This is a genomic window from Ochrobactrum sp. BTU1 (assembly GCA_018798825.1).
Lineage (GTDB): Bacteria > Pseudomonadota > Alphaproteobacteria > Rhizobiales > Rhizobiaceae > Brucella.
Window position 1 is genome coordinate 924,314 of record CP076356.1, and the last position, 21,630, is coordinate 945,943.

The following is a 21,630-nucleotide window of genomic DNA, read 5'->3' on the forward strand; positions in this document are numbered from 1 at the left end:
ACGAATTAACGAATTAACGAATTAACGAATTAACGAATTAACGAATTAAGGAATTAAGGAATTAAGGAATTAAGGAATTAAGGAATTAAGGAATTAAGGAATTAAGGAATTAAGGAATTAAGGAATTAAGGAATTAAGGAATTAAGGAATTAAGGAATTAAGGAATTAAGGAATTAAGGAATTAAGGAATTAACATACATACTTTTATACAAACACTACACGAACATATATCCTGCAAAAATATAACAAATAAAATTCTGTCTCAATTCCACTAAACCAAAAAAAGCTAACTCGAAAAACGAACGTCCAGTGCTATCCACGTCCTCATGCCACCGCAAACTCCCCCCGCGGTCTCAACACCCTTCCTTACGCCCTCTCCTCCACATCATCACGAGAAGACCCGCCCTCTTTCGCTTGGATCTGGCTCGCACGCTTCTTGCCTTTGTTCATGTCTGCCGGTTTAGCAGCGCTTGTCATCTCTTCATTCTCGGCAAAAGACGGAACATCGGTTCCCACGTCCTTGTAATCGATCGGTCGGAGGGGAGCATCAGTTCCGGTACTCGTGTAGTTGGCACGCGGATTGGCAGCTCCATTGATTACAATGTGCGGACCTGAAACATGAAATGTCTGAGAAATGTGGCCTGGCGGAGAAAAAACTTCGCTCTCCTGCGTGTAAGTCGAGGGGGGCTGCGGCGGCGGTGACAGCGGGCAAGTGTCTCCCTGATGCATCGTATGGCAACGGACGCAAGGCGGGGGATAAAACTGGACACGATGCTGAGCTTCTAACTGAGGCTGGGGTTGGCCGTAGCCGTATGGTCCAGAGATGGGCTGGCTGTAATAGTTGGGATGACCAGGCTGGCGTTGAGGGGGGTAACGGAAATTCGGTGTGTACTGCGAAGGTTCCTCTTCGTCATACGTGGAGGCCTCGTCGCTGAAATCATCATCGATAAAAGCTGAAGACGTTCGACCTCTGCTAGCGCGAATAGTGAGGCCTCCACGGCGGCGGTTGGGTTCGTTGTAAGCCATTGCGGAGAGGAAATGGAAATGTCTGCAGTTCTTCTAACTACGACACAACAGCGACCACCGGAGTATTTAAGCTTGGTTCGGAGAAAAGCGGACGAGAAAGTGCGTGTGAGCGAGTGCCAATCACGTTGAGACACGTAAGAGAAATAGCTCGTAGCGTCGAGCGCGGGTCACGAGGCACTGTGAGTCATAGGACACGTCAGCGTGAGCGGCCGACCCCTGATCAGCTGAAGGCAATGCGTCAACACGAGGTGTAATAGTTGCATGCCAAGTCGCCGAACGGGCAAAGGACACGTCAGCATGGGCGGCCGATCCCGGTTCAGTTGGTAAGCCACGCGCATATACGAGGTGCAATGGCTGCATGGTAAGTCGCCGAACTGAACGCCGAGACTGTCTGAGCTATTACAATTTGGTGCGACAACAGCAAGTCACGCAGTCATGAATTTAGTCTGGCGTAGCAAACAGTTATCAATTCCAAAACTAAGTACATAATATCAATCTAATGAAATGAGCAATCAAAGCCCATACGTCTTAAGCGTCCTGCTGATCCTCCGCCGCTTCCACAACACGCTCAGACGGCAGCAAGCAGTCGGCAATACGTGCAGCCATTTCAAAACAGGTGTCAAAATCCACAAAGAACCACAGGAGGTTAATCAAGACAGGGATACCAGGATGAGTGGTGCCATGTTTCTCCGTCCACCATGCAGTAATGACATTCGCAAGCAGAGGGTAGATCGAAAATGCGACCACGCGGGGCGTGAGATTGGTGACGATCTGGTGAAGAGAAATCAAAGACTTCAGGGCGTCTCCCATGCTCCGACGGTAGTATTCCTTCCATTCAATGCCTGGTCTCGCAATCGTCTTCTTGTAGCTGATATTGAGCAATGCCGTTTTAACGAGCAGCTTCATAACCCAGTAACTGAAGAAACAAAGGATGAAGGTGACAATGACGTCGACCTGCTCTGGGTCCTTGATCTCAGCCAAGATAGCGTGAGCTCCGCCGACATTCCCAGCACCGATGATAATGTCGCAGGCAATATCGATGCATTTCTTCCAGCCCTCCAGCTTAGGTTGCTCGATGGAACCACCATGCTTTTGGGCGATCATGTTGAGAAGAGGCTCAAGAAAATTCTGTGCCACTCCATAGCTCAAAGCCGGCACAACATAAGCAACTCCAGTGGGAGCATTCACGGAAATCAGCGCCTTCTGTTGCTGATCCCATGCTAGAGCGACAGTTGCGCCTGAGTGAATGGCAAATAGAACAGCGTCTTTTAGGATTAGGCGGACAGCTTCACTTTGCGAAGCGATTGAGACGCTAACGAGAAGTGACCTGAGAGGTGTCTGTTGGTTCGACGCAGGCGCCTGGACTTGCAACGTGCTTGAAGACATGGTGTTGAATTGACACGAAAAAATTGTCAGATTGAGGTTTGAAGAAGTTTGATGGGTACCGAATATCACGTAACGAGCACTGGTGATATATACCAACGCATCGTCAGTTGAGGCTTTGCTCATTCCTTCTCGTAACCTTGCTGCCTAATCGCACGCCAAGTCGCTAAGCGGTTTCGAAAATAGTAATAACTTGCTCAAAATCCCTCACATACAGGGATCGGTTGCGACGCGTGACCAATTTTTGTTGCCATTATTGGGCAGCTGAACATGCGACAATGACGCGTACACCGTGATGTGTCTCATCCTTCGGACTTGGCGAAGCGGAGAAACAAGGAAATCGCATAAATGTTACGTCATGATCGGCGAAGCACCGAAATCAATTTGTCAGCTCGGCTTAAATTCAACCCGACTTGGCAAAAATATTGTCTGTCTGAAATCTATAAAGATGCGGTCGTTCTCCCACTCAAAAAGAATAGTCAACAACAAACAACATTCTCAACTCTGCAACCAATCTCACAATCCAACCTCTTTACAATTTTTTTCCATACCAACCAAGATGCCTGCCACTACCAAGTACGCCTATGTCGGTTTTGGCCCTCGTGCCCAAATCGAAGTGGCTGTTAACGCCTTGCTTCTCATCCTCAACAAGGACAAGCTCGGCTCCTTCGTCAAGAAGCATGGCAAAGTCTTTCAGGAGATCGCCATCTTTGAGAAGCAGGATCGTGCCACCGGTGGCGGGAATGCTTTCCAGGACGAAACCCATGGCATGATCAACGGGGGACTGGGCCTTCCGCTGAACATCCCCGGCGTCGAAAATCTCTCTTCGGAGCTTCGTGACCTCGCCACGGATATCCTTGATTTGCCCAAGCGCGTTGCGGAGGCCTCCGAAGAAAATCGTGCCACAATTGAGGCCGAATACGCTCGCATCAGTGTCGCTGCTCCCATCATGGTCGAGAACGCCTTCGGTTCTGATGGCCACCTCAACACCAACGTCGAGTGCGCCACTCGTGGGTTCGTCGGACGTGTCGCTCGTGAGTGCTTTGATCGGGTCATGGTGTACATCAAGGCGCAGCTTGGCGACTACATGCGCGTCACCCTTCACGAAGGCACCGAGGTGGTCAAAGTCGACATCTCCGAACCCACCCGGCCCGTGCTTCGCTTGAGCAAGGATGGCAGCGAAACCGTTGAGACCTTCGACTTCGTTACGCTCGCCTCCGGCACCACCCTGCGCGAGCCGATCAAGCATGAACGCGCCTATAGCGACCTCCCGAACTGTGACCTCATCAAGGGCTTCCTTGAGCGTCTCGGGCTCCTTGAAGACAACTGCATTAAGCCCGGCGCCCGTTTTGGCTTGATGGGCCTCAGTCTTTCCATGCTCGACTATTTGATGATCCTCCTCCGTTTCACTTCCATCGTTGTCACCGACAAGAGCAAGCCTCGTGGCTACTACATTGATGAAGCTGTAGCGAAGAAGTACAAAGGCCTCATGCGCTTGTTCAACCGAGAGCCTGGCGCTTTTTCTGGCCTACGCACAAAGTACGATCAAGTCTGGGAGGGAGTTGCGCCTCTTTTGACGCCGGAGGAGACCCATGCCGCGTGGATGCACAACGGAGACAAGACACTGTTGGGGCTGCTTGATCTGGGCCTCGCCGATGTAGCTGCGTCCTGCAACAAGATGCCTGCCGATATTACTGCGCCCCACTCGACCGAGGAGCGTGCCGCCGATTACAACGAACAGATCGACGCATACCTTCAGGCCATTGCCGCCGGCACTGCCAACCCTACTGCCAGCGGTTTTTATCGCTCGATGGTCCAGTCGGTTTTGAATGGACAGGGACTTTCTAGCGCTCCCGCCACCGATGAGAGTGAGCTGGAGAAGAAGTATCCGCTTTCCCGCGAAGGTACGGCCGGATGGCCTATCCAACGTGGCTTCCTGTTTTCCGATACCCGAGAGGACAGCGCGGTTTACGGCGGAAACAGTGATTTGATGCGGAGATGGGGGGTTTCGCAGAATATTCTTGCATCGGGACCGTGGGTCTGTCTTGGCATTACTGCCGACTTGTTTGAGCTTGGCGTGATCGAATACCAAAAGGCGTCCTACACGGACGTTCAGTCAACCGCTGAAGGCCTCAAGCTGGGATCTACCAACCTCGACGCCGTCTTCGCTCCGAAGATGATTGATGGTCGTTACGATCCTCTGGCCCGAGACCTGCACAAGCATGTCGTATGCTCTTACGACCAACCCCTCTTCGCAAAGAACCGCTTCTACAAGGCGAAAAATGGCGCTATCAGCCACGTTAGCAACATTGGATTGGCCGGGCATGGCGGCGCTGTTTTGGATGTGAAGGGCGGGCGAGCTACACTCAACGTTTACTGGGCAGACACCAACGCTCGGCTTTCTGCTCTGCAACGCGCACCCTCCGGAGCTTGCGTCAACATTTCCTGTGCCCTTCTGCGAGCAAAGGGAGATGGCGCTCCGATCAATACTGTCATGTCAATCTATGATGGGATGCGCCCTTCTGCGGAAGCATTCAAGTCAGAGGTGCAGAACCTGAAGAAGGCTTTCGACAGTTTTCAGGAGAAGAGGGCGCTTGTGAAATGCGTTGAGGCTATCAGCAGCAATGCATCGGAGTTCAAGGCCTACCATGAACGGCTCAGCACTGAAGACGGACGCAAGGTCGTCAAAGAGCAACTCGACGACCTCTACGTCGTCCGCGCTGATCTCCGTGCTAAGATGGCACCCTACAAGGCTAAAAAGGTTCTATTCGAACCCATAAGCCTTGAGATGCACAACATGCGGTTTGTCGACTTTCTCCAGATCGAAGCTGAAGCGATCTTGGATACTGTTCTAAACTAGAGCTTGACGGGGAATTTATGCAGAGAGACACAGGGTACGATAACTTGAGTAAAAACAAAAAATATTTCATAGATTAAATAAAATTCCAACTATTTACGCTCCTTAAAATTTTTGTCGTCTTTCGCTCGCTTGTTGATACGTGCGTTGAATTAAACTTTTCCATAGCATGGAGCAATACGTATATACTTCGCTTTTAATTAGAAGCTTAGAGTTAGAGTTAGAGTTAGAGTTAGAGTTAGAGTTAGAGTTAGAGTTAGGGTTAGGGTTAGGGTTAGGGTTAGAGTTAGGGTTAGAGTTAGGGTTAGGGTTAGGGTTAGGGTTAAGGTTAGGGTTAGGGTTAGGGTTAGGGTTAAGGTTAGGGTTAGGGTTAGGGTTAAGGTTAGGGCCCAGATTATATCTGGGTGTAGTACTCCACAGCGGTGGAGTGCCCCGAAGCGAAGCGGAGGGCCGCTAATGGAGCCGCTGTGGAGTACTACACACAGATATATCCTGCCATAAAAGCCGTTTTGAAAACCATTGGGAAAACTGGCACCCAGTGCGTGATGCAAGCGGAGCAGATTGGTTGGCGGCCCTCTGTTTTAAAATAAAAATCAGTCAGAATCGTCAATTTTGCCGCAACATTCGAACAACCGATCGTTTATTACGGGTGAGGCAAAGCGGAAGCGCGACTTTTTCGGTGGACATGGCAAGCTGAATAGCCACGACGAAAGTGCGTGACTTTGAATCGCTCAGCCGTTGAAATTAACCCATCGAAAATGCAAAGGCGTCGCTTCCTGAACTGCACCCCATTTCGACCGGACAGTCGGCATAAGCAGAAAGGCTCAAGCACAGGCTTGAGGACAGGCTTATGTCTAACGAGTATCGAAACGTTGAACTGCTGATGGGAGATGTGCGCCGCAGGCGGTGGACAACCGAGCAGAAGCTGACAATTATTGAGCAGAGTTTTGGACCAGTCGAGACGGTATCGTCCACCGCTCGCCGCCGTGGCGTTGCGCCCAATTTGCTTTATCGATGGCGTAGGCTTTTGAGCGAGGGAGGGGCTGCAGACGTCGGTTCTAACGAGCCGGTGGTCGTCAATTCGAAAGTGAAGAAACTGGAAGATCGCATCCGCGAGCTGGAGCGCATGTTCGGCCGTAAGACAATGGAGGTCGAAATCCTGCGCGAAGCCCTTTCCAAAGCGGACTCAAAAAACGGATGTCGCGGCCGATCTTATTGCCCAAGGACGGTTCCCAATGAAGACCGTCGCAGACACTCCGGGTATCTCCCGCTCGAACCTTGTCGAGCGGTTAAAAGGCAGGTCAAAGCGACGCGGAGCCTACCACAAGGCCGAGGATGCGGAGCTTCTGCCCGCCATTCGCAAGCTGGTGGATCAAAGGCCAACCTATGGCTATCGGCGGATCGCTGCGCTCTTCAATCGCGAAAGGCGAGCCGCCGATAAGCCTGTCGTCAACGCCAAACGGGTCCATCGCATCATGGGCAACCACGCCATGCTGCTGGAGAAACATACGGCCGTTCGCAAAGGCCGCGTCCACGATGGCAAGGTAATGGCCATGCGCTCCAATCTGCGCTGGTGCTCCCACGGTCTGGAGTTCACCTGCTGGAATCGCGAGGTCATTCGTCTCGCCTTCACTATCGACGCCTTCGACCGCGAGATCATCGCTTGGATTGCGATTGCCAATGCAGGCATTTCCGGCTCAGACGTGCGCGACATCATCGAAAGCAAAAAAGAATCCCTGCAGAATAGCCGTTTTTGCAAGGTGAATTTTAAGTTCATGGATCAATACACGTTGAAGCTGGAAGAAGTTTCTGGTTGCTCTTACTACCATGGCGCCAGCTGCGATTTTAATGGCACCGTCGTGCATGAAGCGAGCGGAATTTAGCCGAGGCCTACAAATCGACCACAAACCAGAACTTTAGAGGTTAAAAAGGAAAATGGCGGCTGTCGCATGGACAGTCGTCATTTTTGCTTAGGTACCAGTCTTACAAAAAATCCGATTACGGGCCGACCGCCCTGGCCGACATGGTGATCGCGAAGTACTGATCGCGCTTGCTTTTCTCAACGGTTGACAATTGGGCTATACCGTAATCGGCGAACGGCCCCCGCTCAAAGTTCGGATAATACCCTTTCCAGAAATAGCGCTGCTGCATATCATCGGCACGCATCTTTTGCCCAGACAAGCCCGCGACAAAGCGGGTGTCGTCTTCGCGGTCGCGTGCCTTCGTACAACGATCGTAGCGCCAGCGGAGGGAGTTGTCACGAACCTTCAACTCTCGGTGGGCGGAGTGGTCAGTGTCGGCCAACGTGCTATGACATTTATCGACGTTGGCACGGTCTGGATAACAGCAGCTTTTAAGGAAAACAGTCTGGAGAATATTACCGCGGGAGACCGTGCGGATGTACTTTTCGACGTCCTGCCAGGAAGAATTTTCGCTGCCAAAGTGGAAAGCGTTGGTATGGGTGTGTCCCAAGGAAATGTCGATCCGAACACGGGACTCCCAAAAATTTCTGCCGATAACAGTTGGACAAGGTCACCCCAGAGCTTTCCTGTTCGCCTAATCCTCGATGAGGGTCGACCTAAGGGTGTCGGCTATGGATCGCAGGCGAATGTGGTCATCTATACCGGCGACAACTCGGTCACCAATTCACTCGGTTTCGCCTGGTTGCGCATTTTGTCAGTCCTCACGTATGTCCGATAACGAGCATCCCATGAAGGAAAATCAAGTTAACGCAAAGCGAAAGGGGTTGCGGATTGCGCTAGCCATTGCCGTTGGTTTTACAGGGGCGACTCTTTCAGGGGCAATCGTACCGTTCCTTGGTCCAATGTTTGCCGCGCAGTTTCTAATCGGCAGTGCGCGGCCTTTAACCCTTTCAACGTCGTTGGGTATCGGGGTGCTCGTTCTAACCACCGGCGTCGTCATGCAGTTCATAACCATGTCAATCGGCGATCGACCGCCAGCGCTCCTAATGATACTCGGGTTCTTCTACTTCATATGCTTCTTTTTGCGGGCTAAAGGTAAAGGCGGTGGGGCAGTTTTCCTGATATTGATTGTTGCGGTAGTAGTGCCGTTGATGACAATTCTCAACCCTGTAGTCGGAAACGCCATTGTGGCGATCCTTGTACACGCCGTGGTAACCGGAACTCTACTCATGTGGCTCGCTCATGCCTTGATCCCGGATCGCAGCCGTATTGATGCTCAAGCAGCGGCCGTTGCGGCACATCCCCTTGCGGTACGGTTCGCCGTAGCCAATACCGTTATTCTACTGGTCGCTCTCCTCGCCTGTTTAACAGTGGATGGTCTTGAAACGGCAGCGGTAATTCCAATAACAGTCGCGTCACTGCTTTCACAATTTGAAGTGGCCGGAACCACACGAGCAGCCATAGGCCTTGTCATGGTCAACCTCTTAGGAGGACTGGTCGCGTCAGCGGCTTTCGTACTGCTGCAAGTGCACCCAACACCTACTTTTCTGTTCTTAATCGTATTTTTGGCAGGGCTAATCTTTGGTGGCAGCGCTGCACTTGAAGACCGCAACGCAAAAGTTTACGCGGGGGCTCTGATGACTTTCCTTATCGTATTCGGGCTAGGTGTATCACCCCTACCCGGAACGGCAGCTGAAACCTTCTCTACGCGGGTGAATTATATACTCGTGGCTGTTGGCTACACCATCTTTATGGCTGCTTTACTTTGGCCTCAATTGACGCGTGAAAATGCCGTCAGATAGGATACGTTTGGTAGCTATCACATTGATTATTCGTCACTGTGATAGCAGTATTTGATGCTCATGAATGAGCAACGTAGATTTACAGCGCGAAATGAACCAGTTTTTCGTTCGCCGGTCACACAGTTTGCCTAATTCAAGTCAGTGCTTGAGCACTGTTTTCGCCACTTTCGGTGGTCAAGGCAAAACAAAGAATTGGTTGAGATACGAGCGTAAATCTACACAACAGCCAAGACGAGCGTCATAGCCACCCCGGAAATGATGTGCTGATATAATTACCCTTTCTCAATTAAAGCAGAAGCATAAAGAGGTGAATCAGGCCCTCACGTCTTTTGTCTGATCCACTCCCTGTAAATAAAGGGCCAAAACAGGGTGGTGTAAATATTTCAGACATCACAAGGAGAAGGCGCACACGCCACTTGTCACTGCACGCTCGCGTCTCCATTGGTTCAGAAAGGTGACGTTTATCTTATTGTGCGCTACACTTATTGCGAGAATATACAAAAAGGGGAAAATCCATGATTGTCAAAGTAGGCGCGGCAAGGCGTGAATGGGCAGATACTGCTGTGATTTACGACGAAACGATCGATGAATCTCATGCAGAAACCACAGCTGATGGTAGTCTTCAAATCAGTTTCGTTGCTTCTGCCATTCACGGCCGTGACCGTGATTCATCTAAGTATCGATATACAATGATATTTTCAGCTCACGAGCTATCCATTCTAAATGGTTTTGGTTCCGATTAAGTACTGGATCGCCAATAGAATCTAATTTGTAACATCATAAACTAACCAAACCTGTTGCATCCCAACAGAACGCGCAGTCGTATTTACAGCACCGCACAATTTGAAATGTTTCTTGGTCCTGTGGTTTGAGGCGCAGACTGCTCGCAAGCTGCTGATTGCACCCCGCGACGAGAACAAAGCTATTACCGCGGGTTCGATCCACGGCTGCCATATAGATGTTGAGTTTCGCCTAAATTTGAGCCCGATTTCCATTTCGAGTCAAGCCACACGAATACGGAAGTAGAAAGGAGATTCAACAGGAAACAGGTGCTAGGTTTGATCAAAATCAAACACAAAACTTGGTCAAATTCCGGCTGAATTCAACACTCCATTTGGATCAGCGGTTGTTGACTGTGAGTCAAGAACACGTGTGCCAACATCCCTTACAGATACTGCTAGGCGTTGCTGCAGCGAACGTAAAAGCTGTTAACTCAACCGATTGATGATTTCCAATTTCTCTTCTCCGCCAACTAAAGTGGATGCTTCGAGCATCAAACAGCCAGACCGTTTGATCTGTTCACTCGAACTTGACAACCGTGTCACGACGCAACTAATTAATAGTTGAGTAAACGAGTCGGGTTTATGGCGGAGTCGAAGTTCGGCCCGGACACGTCGCTCTTGGGGAAATTTCGGACTGGGGTTGATGAATAGCAGTAGATTCACATGGGGCATCGTAATCAGCTCGGTCCTGATAAGGACTAGACTGCTGATTTACATAACTTTTCTAAGCATTTTTTGTATAGCGTTACCGCTTCTTTTACCGCTCATAACTCAGCATTTTATTGACAGGGTCACAAACGGTCACGCCCTCGCAAGCACATACAATTGTCTTTTGGTTTTCTCAGCTGTCGTTATTGCAGTGTCGACACCAATGGTGAATCTTTTCAATACGGCTTTGCTCTCTCGGCTGTCTTCCTTCATTGAAAAGCGATTTCAAGTTAAAATACTTCTTAGTTTGTTTTTGTCATTTCGATCGTCTCCTTTCACCTACCAGAGCGATTTGCAGGGATTGTTCATCAAATCTCGCAGTATCGCTTCTTTTATCAGCGGTGCTCTTCCTTCGCTGTGCATCAGCGTTCTTGTATCGATATCTTGCTTTGCTCTGATGTTTTCATACGATCAAGCAATTGCGGTTATCACACTTTTCATATCCTCGGCCAGCAGCTTTGCTATCTACGCCACTCAATCCAAAATTGTTGGTGCGGTTAACGCAGGTTACTTATCTCAGTCCGAACGTCAGGGGTTTTTGAGCGAAACATTGCGAGGACTGCGCGTAATTGCAAACCAAACCATGGAATTTTACGTTCTGAGAAAGTGGGCGGCAATAGTTCGCCGAAGCACGGAAAGCTCCATCGCGCTCGCTTACTATGGGACCTATGCGCCGACGATCTCATCGATCTCTTCAGGATTAGTGACGATAGTGATCGTTGTTCTCGGGTCCTATCGTATAACCGAGGGGACCATATCCCTTGGCGATCTATTGGCGATCAACATCTTGGCAATGAACATTAGTGTGCCTTTCAGCGCCGCCGCAGCACTTAATCGACAATTCCAAGAAGCCAAGGTTGCAATGCATGATTTGCATCGGTTCTTCGCAGAAAAAGGTAACGTGTTAACGCGGGGGATTAATCCCATTGCGGCACCGGTATCTGTCACGATGGAGGGAGTCTCTCTCACTTATCCGGGTCAAGATCGCCCTTCCCTAATCGATATATCTCTCGAGTTGCCGCAAACTGGTCTCGTGGCATTCGTCGGCAAAAACGGCGCTGGGAAAAGCTCGCTGATAAAAACCATCATTGGGGAAAATACGCCAACAGTTGGGACGGTCCTCTATAACGGTTTCCCTGCCAGTTATTACAGTAAGATCAGTTTCAGGCGTTCCTTTGGCATTGTCGAGCAGGACAGCGCACTGTTTCAGGGAACTCTATATGATAATCTCACGGTTGGATTGCGAGATTCTCCCGATGAACCCACGATCATGTCTGCCTTAGCCTTCGCTGGATGCAGTCGTATATTGGACCGCTTTCAGCACGGCCTAGACACAGTGCTGGAACCTGAGGCCAGAAATCTGTCTGGAGGGGAACGGCAAAGGTTTATGATTGCACGCGCCGTTCTGCGCAATCCCAGCATTGCGATTTTCGATGAGCCCACTTCTTCGCTGGATGTGGAGACAGCAATGGTGATTGAGAGAAAACTTGAACAATGGTCAAAAGACCGGCTCGTGATTTTGGTTACGCACCACCTCCACGCTGTAAAGTGCGCTCAACTCATTGTAGTCCTGGACCAAGGCAAACTCGTTGCTCAAGGCAACCACGCGGAACTTATAGACTCGAGTGAATTATATCGAGACATGTGGGCTGACTATACGAGGGAAACACCCCTTTGATTTACCACAGCCCCGCGCATTTTGGATGTTAGCAAAAATCTGCCCAAAAATAGTAACTACGGAGCAAAAAATGAGAGTATTTGCCTTACTATCGGTCGGCTCGCTATTCGGTCTCAGCCTAGTAGCACCGATGATTCCAGTTGCATTCTCAAAGACGCCTGATGCATCCTTAAGGGTGGAGTTGGAAGCTGACGCAAAAATCAGTGACTTGAAAAAGTATTTGTCTGAACTGGAAGGGCGCAGTTCGCAAAACAATAATACGAAAGGCGACGTTGAAGTCGCTTGGGGTTATCTAGCTGGAACGCAAGCAAACTGCATACTCTGCCATCCGGCAGGTTTCTAAACTAGTAATAGTGGCGGCGACACAAAGGTCGGGCAGCATGTCGCCGTTACCCAAACCACCCTACAAAATCCAGCACTTTGTCAACAGAATCTAACGCTTCGTCAGAACTTAGAAAGAGATGCTTTCCTCCAAACCGGAGCAGCATTCCGTCTTTGCGAACAGCAACTAACTCAACATTATCGTTATTGGATATGTTTCGACTGGCAACCATAGCGTTTAGTAGAAGCGAGCTTCGGGAACCCAATTTTTCAGTTATGATCGAAGCTTCAAGAGATTCGCATTCAATCCGGTCTGAATTAATTAAATCTGATACATTTATATCGGTTGGTCCTCCTGCACCATCTATGAGATGAACCGCTTCAATTGTCATTACAAAGAAATGAAACCCTGGAACTGTCGGGTACGATGCCATCTGCGGATTATACTCAATATAGCGCCTTTTGAAGTCACCACCATCATCTTCAACAAGGTCCACCTGCCCCACTAAACTAATTCGCACTGTACGCGGAAGCTCAGATGAACCTGACGGTGATATTAGCAGCGATACCTTTGGATTCACTAAAATATTTCGGGTGTGCAGGGACAGATTACTGAAATAGAATAAGGGCCTACCATCATAATGTGCTGCCATGTTTACCAATGAACAAAGCGGATACCCAGTCTCGCTATCCAAGGTGCAAATGGTCGCAATGTTTGAGCTTCTAATCAATTCATATGCTAACTTTGGCCCTCTATCGCTCTCTATAACAGGTATCTTATGGTGATGAGGAGTAATCGGCATTGCTGATCATTTCTTTCAAGGACAAATGAGATTCGCAGTTACAAAATAGGTTAGTTTCGTTGCTATCAACCAATCTATATTAACTTCAAGACCAAATGCCAATGGCAGCTGTGTGTACGTCGTAAAACGGTTCGGCTTAGGTGGAAAGGTTGAACGGATCGTCGGCTTCCAGTGGAATCGCGAACCCTTACTCCACAATGCCTTGACGGGATACGGACCTACGACCCTCAGCCTTAGGCATCATTGAAATGATGTATCCATATGAATTTGTTGGATACACTCGGCCTTGCGTCTCTCACGATCGGACTTGATGAAACCTGACGAGCAACTAAACTATTTCCGCTTAGGGCGCGCCACTCCATCAACTATTTGCTTGCCTTCAGCAACTCGTTCGCCCGCGTCGGTTCGGCGAGACAGCTTAAAACGCACCGAGATAAATCTGGAAAAGCTGTGTGAGCTAATGGAACAGTCTCCACCTTTGGACACTAGGTCGTAAACTCATAAACTTGGGATTGTGAGCTGACAGTCCGTGGTCACCTCTTTTCAGTTAGAGGCTGTTGAGGTAGCGTTGTCAAATGGATGTTTTAGACTGGTTTTCGCGCTGGTACGAAGCGCATTGTGACGGGGACTGGGAGCACGGTTTCGGTCCGGTAATCAGCACGGTTGACAATCCGGGTTGGTCGCTGAAGATCGATCTCGCCGGGACAGACTGTGATGGTCGGACACTCGAACGGATCACACACCATTACGGGCACGAAACCGATTGGTGGACATGCTGGACGGAGAATAACGTGTTTCACGGCGTTGGCGGTCCTCTTCACCTTCGATCGGTTCTTGAGGCATTTCGAGACTGGGCAACGATCGTCTCGCCATCCCTACCGGACTAGCCACACACTCAGAAACGGGGTTCACATATGGGTACGTCTTTGATTCACTGAAGCCTTGATTTGGAGGCTTCTTATGACCCGTCGCCGGTTTGATCTCACCGATTTCGAGTGGAATTTTATTCAACCATTGTTGCCGAATAAGCCGCGCGGCGTGCCCCGCGTTGACGACCGTCGGGTGATCAACGGCATCTTGTGGCGGTTTCGGACAGGCTCGCCCTGGGCAGATGTTCCGGATCGATATGGTCCGTATTCCACATGCTACAACCGGTTCGTGCGATGGCGAAAGGCCGGTGTCTGGGATCATGTTCTGGGCGAGATTTCTAAAGCTTTCGATGGCGATATCGTCATGATCGACAGCTCCTGTATCCGTGTTCATCAACATGCGGCGACGGGAAAAAGGGGGATCAAGACGATGGCTGCATGGGACGTTCCCGTGGCGGCCTGACCACCAAAATCCATGCAGTTGTCGATGCCGATGATCGACCGATCTGTCTCGCACTCACCGCCGGCCAAGCCCATGATGGCCGAATGGCGGAACCATTGTTACAGACACTCTCCGAGGGTTCGATCCTGCTGGTGGACAAAGCCTACGATACCAACGCTATACGAGCATTTGCAAAGCAACGGCAGGCATGGGCCAATATTACGGCCAAGAGCAATCGGAAGGGAAGCTTCCCTTTCAGTCAATGGGTGTACCGACAGCGCAATCTCGTTGAGCGATTCTTCAGCAAACTCAAACAGTTCAGAGGCATCGCCACGCGTTACCATAAAGACCCGATGAACTTCCAGCCGCTGTCAAATTGGCAGCAGCAAGAATTTGGATCAGATCGTTATGAGTCTACTGCCTAGCGACGATATCGTGTCTCTTGGCCCGTTATTCGGAGGGGAAGCTGCCGATGACTTTGTTAGACGGCTCCAGGTCGCAGGACTAAAGTACCTAGAGGATTTCTTCGTTTTTAACGGCGACTTTCCAGATTGGTGTCGCTTCAAGGTGTGTTTGAACGGCTGACCCAGGCGATATGTCTTGGATTTCACCGGGTCAACATTGGCTATGCAATCGGGGCGCACCTCTAAAACCCTCAATTCTCTCATAAGTAAAAAGAGACAATCAAAATCGGCGGTTGGTCGCATTCTAGACGTCGATAATTTACGAACGCCGCAAGTTCTAAGATTGCATTCCAAATTTCTGGCGAGTGGTCTTTCAGTTTTTGTCCCTGATCGAGTTGTAAAACAACCATCTTTCCTTTTTCCACCACGAAACTTGAGAAGTCGTCATCCAAACTGGTCATGCAGTCGACCCAAGCGCTGAGATTTCTCCCATAAAAGTCTGGAAAACCAAAAGCAGAAATGAAAACATCATGGAAAGACGGCCAGTCCAAGATTTCGGAACAATCGATCTTCTTAATTGTGCAATTCATCGATAGCTATCCATAGCAACAATGTTCCGGATGAGTTAATCACTCGCCGACTGCGGCAGATTTTCTAAAAGCTTTTCTGCAAACGAAACTATTTTCGGAGCAAGCAGTAAATTATCAGATAATTCAGAGCAAATTTCAGCGAGTTGTTCTCCGGTAAAAATCTGATTCATTTCGTCTATTGTTATCACCTTCTCGTTTTTTATTGCGTCTATGCTCTCCCTCTTGAGGCTCGCCAGTTGGGAGTTTATCTGCTCAATCTGATCCACGTCGATCTCGCAATTATATCGTAGCAAGAACGACGCCATATGAATTGGGGAAAAGTCAAATGCATCACGACCACAGCAAGTTGCCTCGCAGACCGTTTCGCACTGTTTGATGAGGCCAAGCAGCGGATAATCCAATTTCATAAGCTATATACTCGCTATTTGCTCAGGAGTTTAGCCTGCACTCACGGTTTTTAAAAGCATGAAGCAGTTTTTACGCTAGGAAACCATAGGAGCACGCGTTGGATGGCGACTTATCTCCGAGACAGCAGGCGCGAAATTTGATTTATTTCCGAGCATACGGACACCATTTAAAATTGATAGAAAGCCGTGAGGTTGGCCCAATGAAAAAAAGAGAGAGAGACGTTATCGATTCCTTCTATGAGGAAGGCGAGATCGATTACATTTTCTTTGCACAAATCATTGCAGCGGTTTCCTATGATGAAAATGACATTGACTTATCGAAGAGTGTTGGCAGAAAATTGAGTGATGTCCGCATATTATTGGATTATATTGTTGGCAATGGAGATTTCAAGCTAGGCAAGAGCATCACAAATTGTGATGGTTCTGTTGAGTATATTGAACTAGATAGCAATATTGATGACTTTCTAAAAGAATTGAGGGTATCGATAAATGAACATGGCATTGACAGCATTGACGTAAATTATGGCTTTTGGATTAGGAAGGTAAAGGGACGTGTTGCTGATTGTCCTATACCCAAAATTATAAAGACTATATTCTCTTAGTAGATGATAGAATTGCATTATTATTATGCGTTTGTTGCGACGCATTGATTACACCCACCTTCCTTGCCACAGGAGGCGGATGACGGCGAAAAAGGTGCACCGTAGATACCATCCGCAACTTTCAATAACCGGTGCAGCGTTGTTGCATGTCATTGATTTTGTGTATGAGTCAAGAACAGTCGTGCTTCAACCCGACAGTTTTAGGCGGTTGTGGTTCCAGGCCACCAGTCAGAAATCTGCACCTCTTATCAGCCATTTTCGAATGACTGTTAGTTCATCGTTGCGACAAAGCACAATGAATGTATATGAATAGGCAATTCGTGTGTTTGGATTACCAAACCGTCGGTCGTGTGAGGAGCTCTTACAACTTGGCTAAATATGAGTGCTCATAAATTTTGTCGCGACGTCTGTCTGGAGCGGGGTGAACCTATGCCCGGAGCTGGTGGGACCGCCCCACGTTACGCGCTCCTCCATTGGCCGCGACGCCACTGGCGTGTTCCAAGAACGAATGCGTTTGACATGCCCGAAGCACTTTCTCAGGCTATGATAACGACTAATCAGGCTGGTATCCATGTGGCACTCGTAGAGGGGGATGAAATTGCTCTCTCATGCGACAACATTATTCTACGCACAGCAACGACTGACATTCTGACCGAGCAATTGCTGGTTCTGGCCTCGGGAGGGGAACTCTGCGGAGAGCGCGATGAGCGCATTACCATCCTTTGCTGTACAGATGGAAAGCAGGACCCTTGCTGCGCACGTTATGGTTTTGCTACCTGGAAAGCGCTGCGTGATCAGGCCGACCCGACGGTTTTCCGGGTTCTACAGTCAACGCATATCGGCGGATGTCGCTTTGCCGCGTCGCTGCTCATTTTGCCACAGCGCGCCAGATATGGACGTCTCCAGCCAAAGGACGTTTCCGATTTCCTGTCCTGCCTTAGCAAAGGTGTTCCATTCCTGCCAGCGTACAGAGGCAATCCGGAAATCGACGCCTTAGAACAGGTCGCCGAGCACGCCGCACTTTCATTCTGGAATGATATTGGGCCACAGGAGAAAGTTGTTCTTGAGCGCAAAGCAGGGAACACGAATGAAATTGAAGCGGAGATTATTGCCTCCACTCAATCTCAACAGTTGCTCATCCAGTTGAGGCTGGATCAGTTTGACGTCAATACACGCTGCAGCACGCTAGAGCCAGACGGCGATAGGGATCAGGTTGAACGCTGGATCGCAGTTTCAATTACGCCGCTGACCTGACAACCTATTCAGGCTTCTGCCGGAGGATTTCTCGCTCGCCGATATGCGATAGAAGCAAAATCGCAGAACCAATTAGGCCTTGCATCGTCTCGCCGTAACGACTGCGATTAAAATACAGAAATTGACGATTGCGAACAGCAAACAGATTGCGCCACTGGACAGTCGACCGGAAGGCGCGCATTTCCGCCTCCTCGTCCAGCATTTCTTCGTAAGTGTCGATGATGATATCACTGTCAAAGTCGGAAAGGCGTTCTAAGCTATAGGGTATATCGCTTTCGCTATTCTCATAAGCGGGAACATGACCAAGACCAAAATCCTTTATCACCTGTTCCATGCCACCACGCCCGATAATTCTGAAACCATCGCGATAAATCTCCATCGGTGTCACTGTGATTGAAGCTGGTTTCTCTACGCGCTTTCCGAATTCGCTGACTATATCCTGATACTCCCGATGCAATTCATCATAGCGATGACGTTTACCAACAAGATCAGCCAATTGCTCTGAATAGGTTAATATGCCTTCTTCACGTAAAGGCAGCAGCACAACGGGCGCAATTGCTGAAAGCTTATCGCGAAGCGCTGCGTGATAAGACAACCCCACTATCAGGTCTGGCTTCAATGCCGCAATTGTTTCAATATCAGGAGCCTGATGCGTTCCGATATACTGGATTTCTGACGTATCGTATCTCTGCGATGCACCCCTATAAATAGTGTCCGCAAGCAAGCGCTTGCGACCAGATGAACCACAAGGCACAACCCCTAATTCCAGCAATTGCGTTGTCAGACTGAAATCGTGCAATGACACCACACAGCGTGGGTGAACTGGCACCTCAACCGAGCCGAAACGATTGGTAAATGTTCTTGTTTCTTCTGCATGAGCACTAACAACAAAGCCGAAACTGCATATAAGAATAAGCAAAGCTGACGCTATTCTGGTCATCGGGTCGTTCCTTTTCGCGACAGCAGATAAAGAAGATAGGGCGCGCCGATCACTGCAACCACAAGTCCCGCCGGAATCTGAAGTGAAGCAAAAACGGTTCGGCCGATTGTGTCACTGACAAGCACAATACTTGCACCAATCAATGCAGACAGAGGCAAAAGCAATCTATGCCTTTCCCCTACCAAAAGCCTTGCAGCATGAGGGGCTAAGAGACCAATAAAACTCATTGTACCAACGTTCGCGACGGCAGAAGCGGTAAGCATCACACTCAGCAAAAGTGCGATGATCTGAAAGCGCGCAACATTCAGGCCGCGACTTGCTGCAACCGCATTACCAAGCTGAAACAGGTCAAACTGGCGGGAAAACAACAATATGGGAACAGCGGCAAGAAGCAGCCACCAGAATTGCCCCCGCACATTTTCCCACCCTGCCCTATGCAGACTGCCTGCAAGCCAGAGCAAAGCCGATTCAACATGTTCGATCCGTCCGTAGGTGATAAGCAGGTCTGCCAATGCACTGAGTATCGCTGTTACACCAACACCCACCAGAATGAGACGCAAGGGCGAGACCCCTTTGTTCCAGGCAAGAGCGATAACAAACAATGCAACCAGCAGCCCACCAAGCAAAGCCGCAAGCGGATAAAGCTCAACAGCCAGCTCAGATGGCCAAAGAATGAGCGCAGTCAACACGGTGATACCAGCGCCTGCCTCAACACCCACCAATCCGGGTGCAGCCAGTGAATTGCGTGTCACTACCTGCAATATCACTCCGGCAAGAGCCATCGCCATACCAGAAAAAATGGCAAGCAATATGCGTGGCAGACGCGTGTCAAACACGATGCTACGCAAAATATTATCAGTGCTTTGGGGCGTTATGACCGCCTTAATAATTTCTGTTAGTGTAACAGGATAGCTGCCGAGCTTTATTGCCAGTATTGCGGCTATAACAAGAAACACAGTAGCAGCAATCAGAATGATCCGACCATGAGAAAACCGATTGCGGGTGTGATTGGTGATATGGGTTTGCACTGCCATTATTTCACTCTCCCCAGAACGAGAGCGATGAAAATGGGGCCGCCGACGATGGCAGTCACAATACCCGTATTGATCTCCAGTGGACGTAATGCCGTGCGTGATACGATGTCACCAGTAACAATAAGCAGTGCACCTATCAGAGGCGCTGCGGGGATGAGGAGCCGATAGTCATTACCGAGAAAAATACGCCCAATATGCGGAGCAATAAGACCGACAAAGCCAATAGGACCAGCTATTGCAACAGATGATCCGGCCAAAAGCACGATCGCCAGAAGTGATGAGAGCCGCATCCGCAATACATTCAGCCCCATCAACGCCGCCGACTGCGATCCCAATCGGTGGAGATTAAGTGCGGGAATATTCGCTACTGCAATGCATCCAGCGAGAAGGATGAATGGAAAGGTCTGCCAGCGGGCTACTGTACTGTCAAAAGCAAGCGAACCAACAAGCCAGCGCCGCAGAGTTTCAAGCCCCTGCTGGTCAAGCAAAAGAACCATAGAGGTCAGGGCACTGAACAGGGCCGCAACCATCACACCGGATAAAACGAGGCGAACCGGATTGGGGTCCGATCCGCTGTTCAGAAGAACGATCGCTGCTGCAACAATTGCCCCCGCAAAGGCGAGAAGCGGTATCATGGCAAGCGTGTTACCGGGGAGCACAAGCAAACCGAAAACGACAAAGAAGGCAGCACCACTGTTCACCCCCATCAGCCCGGGATCTGCAAGCGGGTTTTCACTGACCGCCTGCATTAACGCGCCTGCAAGACCGAGGGTTGCACCGACGATGACAGCACTGATCAAACGAGGCATTCGCATTTCCATCACGATATTATGCAATGGGTCTGCCGGAACATAGGCGACAAGTGCTTGCCAGACCACACTCCAGTCAAGCTGACGCGCTCCGAGCTTCAGATGAAGGATTGCAGCCACGATTAGCAGCACAAAAAGGGCGAAAAACTGAAAAGAACGCAGATAAACTGACAAAGGATGCACCCTTCACGCCCAGGAAGAAGCAATGCACATTGCAATTCCCGTTTCCGGATCATCAAGCATTCTTGATCGCACCGAAAACACATTATCGATATTAGGCACATTGAAGACCTGCTGTGTCGCGCCTTCGGCAACCACCCGCCCATCTTTCAGCATGACAAGTTGATCTGCATAACGCGCCGCCTGATTGAGGTCGTGAAGGATTGCAACCACTGTGCGTCCTGCATCGCGCAAGACCGACAGCAGATCAAGCAGGCTTAACTGGTTTGCAACGTCCAGAAATGTCGTAGGTTCGTCGAGCAGAATAACTGGTGTATCCTGAACCAAAGTCATTGCAATCCATGCACGCTGCAACTGACCACCTGAAAGGCTCTGCAATGGTCTGTCGATGAGTTGTTCAATGCCGCAAAGTGCAACGGCACGCGAGACAGCGTCTTCGTCTTCGCTTGACCAGCCACCGAGCCAGCTTCTCCACGGAAACCGTCCCTGTGCAAGTAGTTCACGCACACTCATTCCGACCGGCGTATGCACATGTTGCGGCAAGAATGCCATTTGCCGGGCCAGTTCGCGTCTCGAGTATAAAACAAGCTGCTTTGAACCAAGTTCAACATGACCGCTATATATCGCGACCGAGTTCGCCATGCTGCCCAGAAGCGTTGATTTGCCAGAGCCGTTCGGCCCGATCAAAGCGGTAAAACGCCCCGGAAGAATTTTCAGATCAATGTCATGGAGAATATGCTGGGTGCCACGATAAACGTTCACTCGCTTCATTTCGAACATAGCCAGCATCTCCGTGCACAATTGTAAGAAGCGGCTC

At 49.7% G+C, this 21,630-nt stretch carries 18 protein-coding genes and 3 pseudogenes; 11 read left to right on the forward strand and 10 right to left on the reverse strand.

What is annotated here, in order from left to right; all coding sequences use genetic code 11:
- Positions 1 to 366: 366 nt before the first annotated feature.
- Both KMS41_23330 and KMS41_23335 read right to left on the reverse strand, forming a co-directional pair.
- Entirely contained in the window at positions 367 to 729 is a 363-nt protein-coding gene (locus tag KMS41_23330; protein QWK80648.1) for a hypothetical protein, read from the reverse strand.
- An 825-nt stretch (positions 730 to 1,554) separates the two neighbouring features.
- Positions 1,555 to 2,535: a hypothetical protein gene (locus tag KMS41_23335; GenBank protein ID QWK80649.1), complete on the reverse strand. Its 981-nt coding sequence runs from the start codon at positions 2,533 to 2,535 to the stop codon at positions 1,555 to 1,557.
- A gap of 232 nt (positions 2,536 to 2,767) precedes the next feature.
- Here KMS41_23335 and KMS41_23340 point away from each other — a divergent pair, with 232 nt between their 5' ends.
- Both KMS41_23340 and KMS41_23345 read left to right on the forward strand, forming a co-directional pair.
- A complete protein-coding gene (locus KMS41_23340) occupies positions 2,768 to 5,269 on the forward strand; it encodes a hypothetical protein (protein QWK80650.1) in 2,502 nt (833 codons plus the stop codon).
- A gap of 847 nt (positions 5,270 to 6,116) precedes the next feature.
- A pseudogene (locus KMS41_23345) lies at positions 6,117 to 6,999 on the forward strand (transposase).
- Between the two features lie 265 nt (positions 7,000 to 7,264).
- Here the strand turns inward: KMS41_23345 and KMS41_23350 are convergent.
- The gene (locus KMS41_23350) at positions 7,265 to 7,570 is read right to left on the reverse strand and encodes a hypothetical protein (GenBank protein ID QWK81200.1); all 306 of its coding nucleotides are present in this window, start codon (positions 7,568 to 7,570) and stop codon (positions 7,265 to 7,267) included.
- Here KMS41_23350 and KMS41_23355 point away from each other — a divergent pair.
- From KMS41_23355 to KMS41_23375, 5 genes and pseudogenes are all read left to right on the forward strand, one after another.
- Positions 7,487 to 7,966: pseudogene (locus KMS41_23355) on the forward strand (efflux RND transporter periplasmic adaptor subunit). The gene KMS41_23350 and the pseudogene KMS41_23355 overlap by 84 nt on opposite strands.
- Before the next feature lie 10 nt (positions 7,967 to 7,976).
- A complete protein-coding gene (locus KMS41_23360; protein ID QWK80651.1) occupies positions 7,977 to 8,990 on the forward strand; it encodes a DUF2955 domain-containing protein in 1,014 nt (337 codons plus the stop codon).
- Positions 8,991 to 9,505: 515 nt separating this feature from the next.
- Complete coding sequence (locus KMS41_23365) at positions 9,506 to 9,733, forward strand: hypothetical protein (GenBank protein ID QWK80652.1); 228 nt, start codon at positions 9,506 to 9,508, stop codon at positions 9,731 to 9,733.
- Between the two features lie 682 nt (positions 9,734 to 10,415).
- Positions 10,416 to 12,158, forward strand: a complete 1,743-nt coding sequence (locus KMS41_23370; protein ID QWK80653.1) for an ATP-binding cassette domain-containing protein — start codon at positions 10,416 to 10,418, stop codon at positions 12,156 to 12,158.
- Positions 12,159 to 12,228: 70 nt separating this feature from the next.
- Complete coding sequence (locus KMS41_23375; GenBank protein QWK80654.1) at positions 12,229 to 12,501, forward strand: hypothetical protein; 273 nt, start codon at positions 12,229 to 12,231, stop codon at positions 12,499 to 12,501.
- A 46-nt stretch (positions 12,502 to 12,547) separates the two neighbouring features.
- Here the strand turns inward: KMS41_23375 and KMS41_23380 are convergent, their stop codons facing one another.
- Positions 12,548 to 13,282, reverse strand: coding sequence for a pyridoxamine 5'-phosphate oxidase family protein (locus KMS41_23380; protein ID QWK80655.1), 735 nt, complete (start codon positions 13,280 to 13,282; stop codon positions 12,548 to 12,550).
- A 575-nt stretch (positions 13,283 to 13,857) separates the two neighbouring features.
- Between KMS41_23380 and KMS41_23385 the strand changes: the two genes are divergently transcribed.
- Positions 13,858 to 14,169 carry an immunity 53 family protein gene (locus KMS41_23385; protein QWK80656.1) on the forward strand — a complete coding sequence of 104 codons (312 nt, stop codon included), beginning with the start codon at positions 13,858 to 13,860 and terminating at the stop codon, positions 14,167 to 14,169.
- A 73-nt stretch (positions 14,170 to 14,242) separates the two neighbouring features.
- Positions 14,243 to 15,005 (forward strand): annotated as a pseudogene (locus KMS41_23390) (IS5 family transposase).
- A gap of 252 nt (positions 15,006 to 15,257) precedes the next feature.
- Here KMS41_23390 and KMS41_23395 read toward each other — a convergent pair.
- A complete protein-coding gene (locus KMS41_23395; protein ID QWK80657.1) occupies positions 15,258 to 15,587 on the reverse strand; it encodes a barstar family protein in 330 nt (109 codons plus the stop codon).
- Between the two features lie 35 nt (positions 15,588 to 15,622).
- On the reverse strand, positions 15,623 to 15,853 hold the full coding sequence (locus KMS41_23400; protein ID QWK80658.1) for a hypothetical protein: 231 nt from the start codon (positions 15,851 to 15,853) through the stop codon (positions 15,623 to 15,625).
- 239 nt (positions 15,854 to 16,092) lie between these two features.
- Between KMS41_23400 and KMS41_23405 the strand changes: the two genes are divergently transcribed.
- Together KMS41_23405 and KMS41_23410 are read left to right on the forward strand one after the other, a co-directional pair.
- A complete protein-coding gene (locus KMS41_23405; protein ID QWK80659.1) occupies positions 16,093 to 16,596 on the forward strand; it encodes a hypothetical protein in 504 nt (167 codons plus the stop codon).
- A gap of 378 nt (positions 16,597 to 16,974) precedes the next feature.
- Positions 16,975 to 17,850 carry a hypothetical protein gene (locus tag KMS41_23410; protein ID QWK80660.1) on the forward strand — a complete coding sequence of 292 codons (876 nt, stop codon included), beginning with the start codon at positions 16,975 to 16,977 and terminating at the stop codon, positions 17,848 to 17,850.
- Positions 17,851 to 17,854: 4 nt separating this feature from the next.
- Here KMS41_23410 and KMS41_23415 read toward each other — a convergent pair whose 3' ends face one another.
- The 4 genes from KMS41_23415 to KMS41_23430 are packed head-to-tail and all read right to left on the reverse strand — an operon-like array spanning position 17,855 to position 21,584.
- Positions 17,855 to 18,790: an ABC transporter substrate-binding protein gene (locus KMS41_23415; protein QWK80661.1), complete on the reverse strand. Its 936-nt coding sequence runs from the start codon at positions 18,788 to 18,790 to the stop codon at positions 17,855 to 17,857.
- Positions 18,787 to 19,824, reverse strand: a complete 1,038-nt coding sequence (locus KMS41_23420) for an iron ABC transporter permease (protein QWK80662.1) — start codon at positions 19,822 to 19,824, stop codon at positions 18,787 to 18,789. Before KMS41_23420 ends, KMS41_23415 begins: the two co-directional genes overlap by 4 nt.
- Entirely contained in the window at positions 19,824 to 20,807 is a 984-nt protein-coding gene (locus KMS41_23425) for an iron ABC transporter permease (GenBank protein QWK80663.1), read from the reverse strand. The genes KMS41_23420 and KMS41_23425 overlap by 1 nt, the downstream gene beginning before the upstream one ends.
- Positions 20,808 to 20,819: 12 nt before the next feature.
- Positions 20,820 to 21,584, reverse strand: a complete 765-nt coding sequence (locus KMS41_23430) for an ABC transporter ATP-binding protein (GenBank protein ID QWK81198.1) — start codon at positions 21,582 to 21,584, stop codon at positions 20,820 to 20,822.
- Positions 21,585 to 21,630: the final 46 nt, after the last annotated feature.

Coding starts and splice junctions, on each gene's coding strand:
- KMS41_23330 (QWK80648.1), bottom strand. CDS start 729: ATGCATCAGGGAGACACTTGCCCGCTGTCACCGCCGCCGCAGCCCCCC.
- KMS41_23335 (QWK80649.1), bottom strand. CDS start 2,535: ATGAGCAAAGCCTCAACTGACGATGCGTTGGTATATATCACCAGTGCT.
- KMS41_23340 (QWK80650.1), top strand. CDS start 2,768: ATGATCGGCGAAGCACCGAAATCAATTTGTCAGCTCGGCTTAAATTCA.
- KMS41_23360 (QWK80651.1), top strand. CDS start 7,977: ATGAAGGAAAATCAAGTTAACGCAAAGCGAAAGGGGTTGCGGATTGCG.
- KMS41_23365 (QWK80652.1), top strand. CDS start 9,506: ATGATTGTCAAAGTAGGCGCGGCAAGGCGTGAATGGGCAGATACTGCT.
- KMS41_23370 (QWK80653.1), top strand. CDS start 10,416: ATGAATAGCAGTAGATTCACATGGGGCATCGTAATCAGCTCGGTCCTG.
- KMS41_23375 (QWK80654.1), top strand. CDS start 12,229: ATGAGAGTATTTGCCTTACTATCGGTCGGCTCGCTATTCGGTCTCAGC.
- KMS41_23380 (QWK80655.1), bottom strand. CDS start 13,282: ATGCCGATTACTCCTCATCACCATAAGATACCTGTTATAGAGAGCGAT.
- KMS41_23385 (QWK80656.1), top strand. CDS start 13,858: ATGGATGTTTTAGACTGGTTTTCGCGCTGGTACGAAGCGCATTGTGAC.
- KMS41_23395 (QWK80657.1), bottom strand. CDS start 15,587: ATGAATTGCACAATTAAGAAGATCGATTGTTCCGAAATCTTGGACTGG.
- KMS41_23410 (QWK80660.1), top strand. CDS start 16,975: ATGAGTGCTCATAAATTTTGTCGCGACGTCTGTCTGGAGCGGGGTGAA.
- KMS41_23415 (QWK80661.1), bottom strand. CDS start 18,790: ATGACCAGAATAGCGTCAGCTTTGCTTATTCTTATATGCAGTTTCGGC.
- KMS41_23420 (QWK80662.1), bottom strand. CDS start 19,824: ATGGCAGTGCAAACCCATATCACCAATCACACCCGCAATCGGTTTTCT.
- KMS41_23430 (QWK81198.1), bottom strand. CDS start 21,584: ATGAAGCGAGTGAACGTTTATCGTGGCACCCAGCATATTCTCCATGAC.